This is a genomic window from Vibrio sp. A37 (assembly GCF_059777565.1).
In genome coordinates this window covers 71,296-84,729 of record NZ_JBLNLI010000003.1, presented here as the reverse complement: position 1 = coordinate 84,729, position 13,434 = coordinate 71,296, and the positions used below count along the sequence as shown (strand labels likewise).

The window sequence follows — 13,434 nt, the reverse complement described above, 5'->3', positions numbered from 1 at the left end:
GGACGCTCTTATTATGAATACTCTAACAGCGGGCTCGGTAGCCCCAGATTTTTCTCTGCACAACCAAGATGATGAGCCAGTAAGCCTTTCTGAATTTAAAGGAAAAAAAGTACTACTCTACTTTTACCCGAAAGCGATGACTCCAGGGTGTACAGTACAAGCTCAGGGACTGAGAGACATTAAATCACAGCTTGATGATCTCAATGTTGTAGTTTTAGGCGTCAGTATCGACCCCGTAAAACGTCTGGGTAAGTTTATTGAAAGAGATAACCTAAACTTCACTTTACTCTCTGATGAAGACCACGCTGTTGCCGATTCATACGGCGTTTGGGGCGAGAAGAAGTTTATGGGAAAAGTATACGATGGCCTTCATCGCATCAGCTTTTTAATTGATGAACAAGGCAAAATTGAACACGTCTTTAACAAATTCAAGACCAAAGATCACCATCAAGTTATTCTAGATTACCTTAATAAATAACTAGTTGCGCATAAGTGGCCTATTTTTTGATGGGCTACTTCATTTTTTCCTACTCAACTTGTCCTTGTTCGTAAACTTATTAATAGATTCATAATTAGTCAAAATATCTATCTAACTAAAAATTAGCCAAACAAAACGTTAGTTTTCATCGCCTTCACAGTCAAAAGCCCCATTCTCTTAACGTGCGGAAATATAATAAAAAATTGACAGTTTCTAGACATAATGCAGCAAAATTTACTCATTTTTGGAAATTAACATTGCATTTCTATTATTTATTGTCATCGCTATCAGTGATAATTTGCCTCGGTTATTTATTCTTAACCCACTGTGTTAACAAAATATTTATAAAATTATAACAATTTTTGTCAGGCTAATTGACTAAACACAACGTATTTACAGGAAACCTATATGTCCGACTTGAATGTATTCAAGCAACCTAAGCCTTTCTATTTAATATTTTCGATAGAATTTTGGGAGCGTTTCGGCTTTTACGGTATGCAAGCGATTCTTACCGTTTACCTAGTACAAATACTAGGTATGAAAGAATCGACCTCATTTGTTTTATTTGGTGCTTTCTCTGCCCTTGTTTACGGCTTTGTAGCTGCAGGAGGCTGGATTGGTGATAAAATTATTGGCACCAAGCGGACCATTACTCTTGGAGCTATCATTTTAACGATTGGCTATCTTATGTTAGGCCTGTCTACAACTAGGTCTCACATTGGTGGCTCAACTTTTATTTTTGTGGCTATGGGCTTCATTACTGTTGGTAATGGTCTATTCAAAGCAAACCCTTCTAGCCTTCTATCTAAGTGCTATGAAGAGAATGATCCTCGCCTAGACGGCGCATTCACCATGTACTACATGGCGATCAACCTAGGTTCTTTCTTCTCAATGCTTCTGACTCCATACGTTGCAGCTAAGGTAGGCTATGGTATGGCATTTGGCGTAAGCGCAATTGGCCTAGCCATTACTGTTGTAAACTTCGTATTTTGTCAACGCATGCTAAGAGGCGTTGGTTCACCAGCAGACCTAGCTCCTGTAAACATGAGTAGAATGACACTTGTCGTTGTTGGTAGTATCGTGGCGAGCTTTGTATGCGCATACTTGCTTCAACACCTATCTATTGCACATGCCATCCTAGCTATTGCAGGTATCGCTATTGTTGTTCTTTATTTTAAAGAAGCCTTCAGCATCTCTGGTATTGAGCGTTCAAAGATGATTGTAGCTTTCATCCTAATGCTACAGGGCGTTGTGTTCTTCGTGCTTTACTTCCAAATGCCTACTTCTTTAAACTTCTTTGCGATTCACAATGTATCGCATGATGTTTTTGGTATGTCTGTTGAACCAGAGCAATTCCAAGCGCTAAACCCATTATGGATAATGATAGCTAGCCCTATCTTAGCGGTAATGTATAACCGCTTAGGTGATAGCTTATCAATGCCATTCAAGTTTGCTATCGGTATGTTACTGTGCGCAATCTCGTTCTTAGTTCTATCTTGGAGTGTCGGTTTTGCTAACCACGAAGGTATTGTAAGCTCAAACTGGTTAGTTACTAGCTATGCATTCCAATCAATCGGTGAACTGCTTGTATCTGGTCTTGGCCTAGCTATGGTTGCTCAACTAGTTCCTCAACGCATGATGGGTTTTGCTATGGGTATGTGGTTCCTAACGTCTGCTACAGCAGCTGTAGTTGCAGGTTGGGTTGCGAGCTTAACTTCTGTTCCAGCTCACATCAATGACCCTCACAAATCTCTCGTTGTTTATGGTCACGTATTTGGTCAAATTGGTTACTGGACTCTAGCTATTGCAGTAATCACATTTATTATTGCCCCTAAGCTAACACGTATCTGCCGCGGTGGAGCTTCAGAAAGCAGCGCTCTTACTGAAAAAACTGCTTAAGAAAACACCTTTGATAAAAAAACCGAAGCTTTCAGCTTCGGTTTTTTTATGTTTGCTGAACAGTGCATAAGCTATAGTACCAGCTGCCTCATCATTTCAATATGTTCATCAGAATCATTTAAGCATGGAATATAGTTAAATTGCTTGCCACCAGACTCTAAGAACAACTCTTGATACTGCTCAGAAATCTCTTCTAATGTCTCTAAACAGTCCACAGAGAAGGCTGGAGCAATAACATCGAGGTTATCTATACCTTTTTCAGCAAGAGACGTTAAAACTTTATCTGTATACGGTTTCAACCACTCTTCCCTGCCAAATCGAGATTGATATGCAAAACCGATCTGCTCTGACGTCAAACCTAGCTCTTCAGCTAACAATTGGGTTGTCTGTTCGCAGTGTTGAGGATAGATGTCACCATTGTCAGCAAAGCGTTTAGGGATACCATGATAAGAACAAAGTAGGTAATCGCCTTTACCATTTTCATCCCACGCTTTTTTAACTGAGGCTGCTAAGGCTTTAATGTAGCCTGGATGGGAGCAATAATCCCGAATAAAGCGGTAAGATGGAATCGTCGACAAATGCTTAAATACATGAGTTATAGCGTCTAATGCTGCAGCTGTCGTTGTGTTGGAATATTGCGGATACAACGGCAAAATAACGATTTGCTCTACTCCCTGACTGAGCAAATTAGAAATGCCAGTTTCTAAAGATGGCGAGCCATAACTCATACCTAATTCAACTGGATAGCCTAGCCTTTTCTCTAATTTTGCTGCCTGATTTTTAGAATGCACCATCAGCGGCGAGCCACCTTCCATCCAAATTGTCTGATAAGACTTAGCTACTTTAGGTGAACGGATCGGCAGAATGACACCATGTAGAATTGGGCACCAAAGCAGGCGGCTCATATCTACCACACGTTTATCGTGCAAAAATTGACTTAAAAACTTTTTCACTGCTGGTGCAGTTGGAGAGTCGGGAGTGCCTAAATTAACCAGCAAAACACCTTTCTTGTCGCTGTTTTCCATGATACTCAATCAGTTATTAGTGCGAGGATAACTGACATTCTATAAAAAAACGGCCATTAAGGCCGCTTCTTTATTAACATTTTTAGCGTTCTTTTTAGGATTAAGCTAACGCTTTTTCAATGTCTGCACTTACTTCAGCAACTTGCTTTGTACCGTCAAATTTTAGGTACTTAGTATTGCCAGCGTCTGCTTCTTTACCGTAGTAAGAGATAAGCGGTGCAGTTTGCTCATGGTAAACACCTAGGCGAGCACGAACTGTTTCTTCTTTATCGTCGTCACGAACAACAAGATCTTCACCAGTGATATCATCTTTACCTTCCACTTTTGGTGGATTGTAAACAACGTGGTAAGTACGACCAGAAGCCAAGTGAGCACGACGGCCAGCCATGCGCTCTACGATCACATCGTCTGCTACGTCAAATTCAATAACGTAGTCAACATCGATACCCATATCTTTCAAACCATCAGCTTGAGGAATAGTGCGGGGGAAGCCATCAAGTAAGAAGCCTTGCTCGCAGTCATCTTGAGCAATACGCTCTTTGATTAGGCCCAAGATAATATCATCAGACACTAGTTGGCCAGCATCGATTACTGCTTTCGCTTGCTTACCAAGCTCAGTACCAGCCTTGATAGCAGCACGTAGCATGTCACCTGTAGAAATTTGTGGAATACCGAATTTCTCCATAATGAACTGAGCTTGAGTGCCTTTACCTGCACCTGGAGCACCTAGAAGAATGATGCGCATGTGTAATCCTCTTTAGAATTTATGCTGTGTATCAAACAAGTAAGCCATTGATACAACGATGTAAATTGTCTAAGTTTTATCACACGAAAGTAACATTCGTGTGATTCTTAATGTATAAGCTGTATAGTTTAACACAAATTTTAAACTATTGGCGTTGAGTCTATTCAGCGAGTGTTTTTCTTAGTTCTCACCGAAAATATAAAAACTTAGAAAATACACTTATTTTACAACAAGATAATATAAAAAAAGAAAAGCTCGCAAACGCGAGCCTTTCTATTTAGTGGTTTTTATTGAGAAACTTTACCCAACAACGTATTTATAGCACCTAAGAACTGAGATGGATCTTCCATCGAACCTCTTTCTGCTAACATCGCTTGGCCAAGCAATACTTCAACCCAACGGCCAAATGCTTGTTCGTCAGCTTCATCAGCCATACGCTTAACAAGCTCGTGATCTGGGTTGATTTCAAAGATATAGTTCACTTTTGGTGCTTCTTGGCCAGCAGCTTCTAGCAGCTTAGCCATTTGAGTCCCCATATCAAAGTCATCAGTCACAACAACAGCTGGTGTTGTTGCTAGTTTGAACGTAGTGCGAACTTCTTTCACACGATCGCCTAGGTATTCTTTAGTACGCTCAACAACAGACTTGAACTCTTCTTCAGTTTCTTTCTGCTTCTCTTTTTCAGCTTCGTCTTCAAACTTACTTAGATCTAGACCTGCTTTTGTGATTGACTGGAACTGCTTACCGTCAAACTCGGTTAGGTAGTTCATTAACCACTCATCAATGCGATCGTACATCAAGATAACTTCGATACCTTTCGCTTTGAACTGCTCTAAGTGAGGGCTGTTTTTAGCTGCTGCATAGCTGTCTGCTGTGAGGTAATAGATCTTATCTTGTTCTTCTTTCATACGCTCTACGTAAGAAGCAAGACCAACAGTTTGCTCTTCAGAATCAGCTTCTGTTGAAGTGAAACGAAGTAATCCAGCGACTTTTTCTTTGTTAGAGAAGTCTTCAGCTGGGCCTTCTTTCATCACAAGACCAAACTCTTTCCAGAAGCTTTGATACTTCTCTTCGTCATTTTTCGCCATGCGCTCAAGCATTGTGAGAACACGCTTGGTACATGCATTACGAAGTGACTGAGTTACCTTGTTATCTTGTAGAATTTCACGAGAAACGTTCAATGGAAGGTCATTTGAATCAATTAGACCTTTAACGAAACGTAGGTATGAAGGCATGAATTGCTCAGCATCGTCCATGATAAACACGCGTTGAACATAAAGCTTAAGGCCTGCTTTGTGTTCACGGTTCATCATATCGAACGGCGCTTTTGTCGGGATATACAACAAGCTTGTGTAATCGTTCTTACCTTCTACACGGTTATGGCTCCATAGCAGTGGATCCGCGAAGTCATGAGAAACGTGCTTGTAGAACTCTTTGTATTCGTCTTCTGAGATATCAGACTTATTACGAGTCCAAAGTGCTTGAGCTTTGTTGATTTGCTCCCACTTAGTTTCTTCGGTTTCTTTGCCTTCTTCATCTTTCACTTTGGTTAAGATAGAAACTGGAATACCGATATGATCAGAGTACTTACCGATCACTTCGCGCAAACGCCATTCACTTAGGAACTCTTTTCCTTCTTCACGCATGTGAAGAACAATATCAGTACCACGAGACTCTTTGCTGATGTCTTCGATAGTGTACTCACCTTCTCCAGAAGAGTGCCATTGAACCGCTTGATCAGCAGCAAGGCCAGCTGCGCGAGTTCTTACTGTCACTGCATCAGCGACAATAAATGCCGAATAAAAACCAACACCGAACTGACCGATAAGCTGAGAGTCTTTGGTTTGCTCTTCAGATAGTTTAGAGAAGAACTCCGCTGTACCTGATTTTGCGATAGTTCCAAGATGTTCAATGACATCATCGCGACTCATACCAATTCCGTTATCAGAAATAGTTAGAGTGTTGTTAGCTTCATCAAATGAAAGTTTAACGCCTAGTTCAGCGTCACCTTGGTATAAGTCTGGGTTAGACAGTGCTTGAAAACGCAACTTGTCTGAGGCATCCGATGCGTTCGAAATTAGCTCACGCAAGAAGATCTCTTTGTTTGAATACAGAGAATGGATCATCAAATGAAGTAGTTGTTTTACTTCCGATTGAAAACCTCGAGTTTCTTTATTGATTGTTGCAGTTTCGCTCATATTAGCTCCGTAACATCTGCTAAATTTATGCGCATTCTCATTGATTGGGCGCTGTTTACAATGCTTCGGCTGTAGAGATGAGGCTAAAAAGTGTAAATTCAAGGTCAGAAAGCATAAAAACGATGTTTTTTTTATTTATTTTTATTATTCTTCGCAGTTAAAATGTTATCAAATAATCTAAAACTTGACGAACGAACGCTTGGTACGGACACTGAGAATAGGTTTCGGTTAAAAAATAAGCTAATAGAAAGAAGAATTCAATGAGCAATATTGGTACTAAGTTTATTCTAGATAATCGATTTACTTTTGATCCAAACAACAATTCTCTGGTCGACCAAGCTAGCGACAATGAAACAATCCGACTTGGCAGCAATGAAAGTCGAATATTGTTACTACTTGCAGAGCGCCCAAATGAAGTAGTCTCACGAAATGAGCTACACGAGTTTGTATGGCGAGAGCAAGGCTTTGAAGTCGATGATTCAAGTTTGACTCAAGCAATTTCTACTTTAAGAAAGATGCTCAAAGATTCAACTAAATCTCCAATATTTGTTAAAACTGTGCCCAAACGTGGTTATCAATTGATATGTAGCGTTGAAAGAACAACCCCTCTTTTAGCGAATGATAACGTTGAAACAGATGAAAATATTGCCTGCGAAACAGAAAACGATGTGACATTTTCATCGGAAAGTAACGCCCCTCTATCAAGTGTAATCACACCTTCAGTAGAGGCAGAAAAGGCTGATCCACCTCGCTCAAAATTTAGCTGGCCCGTTGCTACTATGCTGCTGCTAGCTATAATCATCCCTTTGATAGTGGTACTGTTTACGCATCCCGCAGACTCAAAGTTTGTTCGCTTAGCAAGAGTGAATAAAATTCCTGTGTTAACTTTGGCCAGTCACCCACCTATCGACAAATGGATTCCTTCTATAAAGCAGTGTGTGCAAAAATACACTGAGAAGCACAACGCCAATTCAACGTTGGTTGAGGTAATTACAACTGGTGGGCAAGATAACCAATTGGTGTTGAATTATATCCACTCAACCCAACACTCCGATAAAAATGTCACAGTTCGGATTTTTGCGAACCAAAAAGACCTAAGCAATGTGTGTAGTCATTAAACCGGAGAGTCTAAAATGAACAAGAAAATAGCAGCAGCACTATTAGGTCTTTCCATACTATTCAGTGGGTGGCTTTATTGGGGAAGCGATTTAAAAGTAGAGCAAATTTTAACCTCTCAAGAATGGCAGTCGAATATGATCACAGTAATCGATACCCAAATGCCAGAGGAGGCCATCGGCCCCGTTAAAAAAGGAACACTAATCTCCAACGTAAAATACCTGCCGAATGGCACTTATCTTCGCTCGTCCGTCGTTCGTCTTTATGCTAAAGAAAATGATAAAGTGGTATTGACCAATGTCATTAATATCTCCGAATCAGGCAAATGGAGTATCAGTGACGATTACTTGATAGTATCACCACAAGAGTTTAAAGACGTGACCTCAGCAGAGACGAATGAATTCACGCAAAAGCAAATTCATTTGATTACTCAATTGATACGCATGGACTCTCAGCAAAGTCGGCGAATAGATATTGTAAATAGCAAAACCTTGCTTCTTACGAGCCTAGGACACGGCTCAACATTACTGTCGACTGACTAACACATCTCATAGAGGAGGCGTGCGAAGCGTGCCTCTAATTTTGACTGACCAATCATAGTTGGGATCATGGAAAAAGCTAAAATCGATATTTACTATTGCCGTCAATGCAACTGGATGCTTCGCTCGACTTGGCTTACTCAAGAGTTGCTATCAACTTTTAGTGAAGATATAGAGACCGTTAGCTTGCACCCAGATACAGGCGGCCGATTTGAAATTTTCTGCAATGGTGAGCTCGTATGGGAAAGAAAACGTGACGGTGGTTTTCCAGAAGCAAAAATACTTAAGCAACGAGTGAGAGACGTCATAGACCCAGAGCGTTCTCTAGGCCACTCTGATGTGCGTTAATTCGTTCGAGTTCCAAATATAGTTACAATTCAGTCGCTACGACTACTTCTCCCTCAAATGACATCACATTGAATTCACCTCGACGATAGAGTCCATAGCTAGGCCGAGAATCCGAGCGTGGGAAAGTCACTGAACCTGGATTAAGTACGAAAATATCGCGGTACCTCTCAGCAACAGGAACATGAGTGTGGCCACAAACTAAAATATCGCCTTGCGCCAGTTTGGGACGATTGTCCATATTGTAGTGATGTCCATGAGTCATGAACATTCTTTGCCCAGATTCGAGTAAAACCCATGCGTAATCCATCATCATTGGGAAATCTAATAACATTTGGTCGACTTCACTGTCACAATTCCCTCTCACGGCAATAATCTGTTCAGCATATTTGTTTAGCTTGTTAGCGACGTCAACAGGGTTATATCCTATTGGAACAGGGTTACGTGGGCCGTGGTTCAAAATATCACCAAGTAGAATTAATTGGCTTGCTCCAGAGTTGTTAAACGCCTCTAACAGCTTGATGGTAGCAGGTAAACTCCCGTGAATGTCAGATGCAAAAAATAAAGCACTCATAACTATAAACTCTCACCTTATTATTGGTAGTGGTCGACAAGACGGGAGATCTTTTATGATCGCCACCGTCTTTCACCTACGCACCATTTAGCTCAATATTATTGTACTAGAACTTAGTCATTTTCTATGATCGGAGCACGGTTAACCCCAAATAGTACAAATGGACGAATGCTATATTTCGCATTCATATCTGATAGCCCTTGCTATACTGATACCACAACGGAAGGAAGCGTGATGAAGATACTGCTAACAGGCGGCACAGGTTTTATTGGTAAAGAGCTTATGAAGCACTTTACCACTTATGATGTTGTACTACTGACTCGCAACGTACTGCAAGCCAAACAGACGTTAAAGCATATCGATCATGGAAATATAGAATATATTGCCTCTTTGGAGGACCTTCGAGATGCCAATGGGTTTGACGCAATTATTAACCTTGCCGGTGAACCCATAGTGGATAAACGCTGGAGCCGAAAGCAAAAAGAAATCATCTGCAACAGCCGTTGGATAATCACCGAACAGTTAGTCAACCTTATTCACGCAAGTGCTGAGCCTCCCCCTGTATTCATCAGTGGCTCAGCAGTTGGCTATTATGGAAATCAAGAAGCTCATCCGTTTGACGAAAGCTTGCATGTCAGTCAGCCTAAATTCCCTCATTTGGTTTGTTCAACTTGGGAGCAAATAGCCAAAAGAGCCCGTTCCGAGTCGACTCGCGTTTGTCTATTGCGTACAGGTATCGTGCTCAAAGCTGATGGTGGAGCCCTACAAAAAATGCTCACTCCCTATAAACTTGGGCTTGGTGGGCCAATTGGAAAAGGCCAACAATACATGCCATGGATTCACATCCAAGATATGGTGCGAGGTATTTTGTATCTACTCAACACTTCGCACGCCCATGGCGAATTCAATTTGTGTGCTCCCCACCCTGTCACGAATAAACACTTCAGTCGACAGCTAGCAAAGTCTCTTAAACGACCTCACTTTCTATTTACACCTAAATGGGTACTGAAACTCGCTCTAGGTGAAAGCTCGGTCCTTTTATTCGATAGTGCCAGAGCCAAGCCCAAAAAGCTGACTGAGCTAGGATTCCAATTTAACTTCTCAAGATTAGAGCCAGCACTAAAAAACCTGTTACACCATTCTTCATGATCCTTTACTCTGTAACTTACTCAATTTTAATACTTATATAATTAACAATGAATAAAGCCATTCTCATTACCGGATGTTCTACTGGCATAGGCTATACCTGTGCACATGCTCTACACAGAAAAGGCTACCAAGTCATCGCTTCCTGCCGAAAGCCAGACGATGTCGAGAGACTAAAATCTGAAGGTCTTACCTGCATTCAACTCGACGTCAGTGATATAGAAAGCGTCAGGCGCGGTGCTAAAGAAGCCATAGAGTTATGCGATGGTAAGCTCTACGCTCTATTCAACAATGGAGCCTACGGTCAACCAGGAGCTCTTGAGGACTTATCAACTGACGCTCTAAAAACTCAATTCGAGACTAATTTCTTTGGCTGGCACGAGTTGGTGTTAAATATCCTGCCCGTAATGAGAAAAAATGGCCAAGGAAGAATTATTCAAAACAGCTCCATTCTTGGTTTTGCTGCTATGAAATACCGTGGAGCATATAACGCCTCAAAGTTCGCGATTGAAGGCTGGAGTGATACGATTCGCCTAGAGTTGTATGGAACAGATATAAACATTAGTTTAATTGAGCCAGGACCAATTGAAACCCAATTTAGAGCTAACGCACTAAAAGCATTTAAAAAATGGATAGATATTGAAAACAGCGTTCATTCAAATGCTTACAAGCAGCAGTTGCAGCGCTTGGATAAGGAGCAATCGAGTAAGCAGTTTGTCCTCCCACCAGAATCATGTATAAAACCCTTATTGCATGCGTTAGAGTCTCCAAAGCCAAAAAATCGCTATCGAGTCACAACGCCAACAAAGGTATTTGCCGTTTTAAAAAGGCTGTTGCCCAGTCGCTGGCTAGACTCATTACTAAGAAAAGCGGCTTAAATGAATTAATAATGGCTATAGAATTACTAAATTAAATCTTTCGAGAGCTAAAACTCATCAAGTGTCATTTTATCGTCACAAAGTGCTGTCATTATGCACATAATGGTTGAGGTTCAGTCGGTGCAATTTCATCAATAATACTCCTCAACCTAAATTTAACCCCAAGCTTTAGATTCGGTGCTTTGCAAATGACATTAACCCAGTTGAATTGGCTAGGTGTGGGTGTCGCACTCATGCTATTTGTCTTGTATTAACATTCAATGAATGTAGTGAAAAACGTCGTGGAACCACGGCGTTTTTTCACATCTGGCCCCTTGAAAAATAGAGTTGCAACCCTTATTTGATAGGTAAGCCAAATAATAAGGGATACCAACCGATGCAATCACCGTTTATTGTGGAACTGAACGAGCAAAACTTTCACCAAACTCTAGAAGGCTCGATGCAAGTGCCTGTGCTCATTCATTTTTGGGCATCCATGAGTCAAGAAAGCGCTGATATCATTCCAGAGCTACGAAACTTGGCCCAACAGTACAACGGCGCATTCACTCTAGCACTCGTTAATTGCGAAGAACAGCAAGCCATTGCTGCGCAATTCGGTATTCAAGCACTTCCTACTATTGCTCTCTTTGTGAATGGTCAGCCAGTAGACGGGCTGGGTGGTCCACAAACACTGGCTAACGTTCAAGAAATGCTAAATAAGCATCTACCAAGTCAAGACGAATTGGAGCTAAATAAAGCATTGGAGCTTATACAACAAGGCAACCATGCTGATGCACTGAAAATCTTGCAATCTCTTCCAGAAGAACTGATGCAAAAAGGTGATGTAAAGTTAGCTCTGGCAGACTGCCTACTTGAAACTCAGCAATTTGAATTAGCCAGTAAGCTACTCGATAACATACCACTTGAGTACCAAGATAATTACTATAAAGGTTTGGTAGCAAAATTAGAGTTACACGAACAAACCGCGAATAGCCCTGAAGTTCAAGCACTAGAGAAAGCTTTAGCTGCTGATCCAACGAATATCCAATCCGCGCACGACTTGGCAGTTCAATATCATCAAGTAAATAGAGATGAAGAGGCACTAGAATTACTATGGTCCTTCCTAAGTAAAGATCTCAACGCACAAGACGGAAACGTAAAGAAGACGTTCATGGATATTCTAAGTGCTTTGGGACAAGGCAATAGCATTGCAAGTAAATACCGTAGGCAACTGTACTCTTTGATGTACTAAAACCAAACAACGGAAATACAGAGGCCAATAACCGTATTGGCCTTTTTTATTTCATCCGAGGTTGGGATTAGATAGTCAATAAAATCAAAATATTGAATAGATTAATCTGATGAAAATATCAGTGTCGATATTTTAGATGGATTACTAGGAAAAATCATAAGCAATAGTGACTCTATTTCGTTGATTTTAACGACGTTAGGAGCGAAAAAAGCGGTACTTATAGGCCTAAATTATTCCAAATTCAGGTTATTTGGTGTTCTTCTAGCAAATTCATTTGTTCAAATACGGTATATGAGCCAAAATAAATCAACTAATTAAAAATGGAGCTTTATCATGAATGTTGATTCTTTGGTTACTGTCATTTTTTTCGTTGTCGTTGTCGTTGTCGTTGTCGCTGCAGCTGTCAAAACCGTCCCTCAGGGCAATAATTGGACAGTTGAACGTTTCGGAAGATTCACTCACACACTCACTCCCGGTTTAAACTTAATCATTCCTTTTATCGATCGCATTGGCCAGAAAATCAATATGATGGAACGAGTATTGGATATCCCAGCTCAAGAAGTCATTTCAAAAGATAACGCGAATGTCACCATTGATGCCGTTTGTTTTGTGCAAGTCATCGATGCTGCAAGAGCGGCCTATGAAGTTAATGATTTAGAGAATGCCATTCGCAATCTAACTTTGACGAATATGCGTACGGTCTTGGGCTCAATGGAACTTGATGAAATGCTCAGCCATCGTGACATGATTAATACCAAGTTGCTTTCTATCGTTGATGAAGCGACCAATCCTTGGGGAGTTAAAGTCACCCGTATTGAAATAAAAGACGTTCAACCTCCGGCAGACTTAACTGCGGCGATGAACGCTCAAATGAAAGCAGAAAGGAATAAACGTGCTGAAGTCCTTGAAGCGGAAGGTGTCCGACAAGCAGAAATTTTACGAGCTGAAGGACAAAAGCAGGCAGAAATACTGAAAGCCGAAGGCGAAAAGCAAGCAGCGATATTGCAAGCGGAAGCAAGAGAAAGAGCCGCTGAAGCTGAGGCAAAAGCAACAGAGATGGTATCCAATGCAATTGCTCAAGGTGACATCAAAGCCGTGAACTATTTTATCGCTCAAGGCTATACCAATGCGCTGAAGTCTATTGGTGAAGCCGACAACGGTAAAATCATTATGCTACCATTAGAAGCATCAGGCCTAATGGGCTCGGTCGCTGGCATTGCTGAAATGTTTAAAGCGAAAGATGCGAACAATTAGAGCGTG

Annotated in this window: 12 protein-coding genes and 1 pseudogene; 9 read left to right on the top strand and 4 right to left on the bottom strand. The window is 41.1% G+C overall.

Annotation, left to right across the window (positions count from 1 at the left end; all coding sequences use genetic code 11):
- Nucleotides 1–13 precede the first annotated feature (13 nt).
- Together bcp and dtpA are read left to right on the top strand one after the other, a co-directional pair.
- Nucleotides 14–478, top strand: a complete 465-nt coding sequence (gene bcp, locus ACM2FC_RS06430; RefSeq protein WP_498480061.1) for a thioredoxin-dependent thiol peroxidase — start codon at nt 14–16, stop codon at nt 476–478.
- A 405-nt stretch (nt 479–883) separates the two neighbouring features.
- Nucleotides 884–2,377, top strand: a pseudogene (gene dtpA, locus ACM2FC_RS06425) (dipeptide/tripeptide permease DtpA); the annotation flags it as partial.
- A gap of 71 nt (nt 2,378–2,448) precedes the next feature.
- On the opposite strand, the gene hemH reads toward dtpA, so the two are convergent.
- From hemH to htpG, 3 genes are all read right to left on the bottom strand, one after another.
- Entirely contained in the window at nt 2,449–3,402 is a 954-nt protein-coding gene (gene hemH, locus ACM2FC_RS06420) for a ferrochelatase (protein ID WP_498480060.1), read from the bottom strand.
- Between the two features lie 100 nt (nt 3,403–3,502).
- Complete coding sequence (gene adk, locus ACM2FC_RS06415; RefSeq protein WP_498480059.1) at nt 3,503–4,147, bottom strand: adenylate kinase; 645 nt, start codon at nt 4,145–4,147, stop codon at nt 3,503–3,505.
- Between the two features lie 287 nt (nt 4,148–4,434).
- Nucleotides 4,435–6,345 carry a molecular chaperone HtpG gene (gene htpG / locus ACM2FC_RS06410; protein WP_498480058.1) on the bottom strand — a complete coding sequence of 637 codons (1,911 nt, stop codon included), beginning with the start codon at nt 6,343–6,345 and terminating at the stop codon, nt 4,435–4,437.
- 260 nt (nt 6,346–6,605) lie between these two features.
- Here htpG and ACM2FC_RS06405 point away from each other — a divergent pair, with 260 nt between their 5' ends.
- From ACM2FC_RS06405 to ACM2FC_RS06395, 3 genes are all read left to right on the top strand, one after another.
- Complete coding sequence (locus ACM2FC_RS06405; RefSeq protein ID WP_498480057.1) at nt 6,606–7,463, top strand: winged helix-turn-helix domain-containing protein; 858 nt, start codon at nt 6,606–6,608, stop codon at nt 7,461–7,463.
- A 15-nt stretch (nt 7,464–7,478) separates the two neighbouring features.
- Nucleotides 7,479–8,003, top strand: coding sequence for a regulatory protein ToxS (locus tag ACM2FC_RS06400; protein ID WP_498480056.1), 525 nt, complete (start codon nt 7,479–7,481; stop codon nt 8,001–8,003).
- 66 nt (nt 8,004–8,069) lie between these two features.
- On the top strand, nt 8,070–8,348 hold the full coding sequence (locus ACM2FC_RS06395; RefSeq protein ID WP_498480055.1) for an Rdx family protein: 279 nt from the start codon (nt 8,070–8,072) through the stop codon (nt 8,346–8,348).
- A gap of 22 nt (nt 8,349–8,370) precedes the next feature.
- On the opposite strand, the gene yfcE is transcribed toward ACM2FC_RS06395, so the two are convergent.
- Nucleotides 8,371–8,919: a phosphodiesterase gene (yfcE, locus tag ACM2FC_RS06390; RefSeq protein ID WP_498480054.1), complete on the bottom strand. Its 549-nt coding sequence runs from the start codon at nt 8,917–8,919 to the stop codon at nt 8,371–8,373.
- A gap of 234 nt (nt 8,920–9,153) precedes the next feature.
- On the opposite strand from yfcE, the gene ACM2FC_RS06385 reads away from it, so the two are divergent.
- From ACM2FC_RS06385 to ACM2FC_RS06370, 4 genes are all read left to right on the top strand, one after another.
- Nucleotides 9,154–10,068, top strand: a complete 915-nt coding sequence (locus ACM2FC_RS06385) for a TIGR01777 family oxidoreductase (RefSeq protein WP_498480053.1) — start codon at nt 9,154–9,156, stop codon at nt 10,066–10,068.
- 47 nt (nt 10,069–10,115) lie between these two features.
- Nucleotides 10,116–10,943: an SDR family oxidoreductase gene (locus ACM2FC_RS06380; protein WP_498480052.1), complete on the top strand. Its 828-nt coding sequence runs from the start codon at nt 10,116–10,118 to the stop codon at nt 10,941–10,943.
- Nucleotides 10,944–11,319: 376 nt separating this feature from the next.
- A complete protein-coding gene (locus tag ACM2FC_RS06375; protein WP_498480051.1) occupies nt 11,320–12,174 on the top strand; it encodes a co-chaperone YbbN in 855 nt (284 codons plus the stop codon).
- Between the two features lie 333 nt (nt 12,175–12,507).
- A complete protein-coding gene (locus ACM2FC_RS06370) occupies nt 12,508–13,428 on the top strand; it encodes an SPFH domain-containing protein (RefSeq protein WP_498480050.1) in 921 nt (306 codons plus the stop codon).
- Nucleotides 13,429–13,434: the final 6 nt, after the last annotated feature.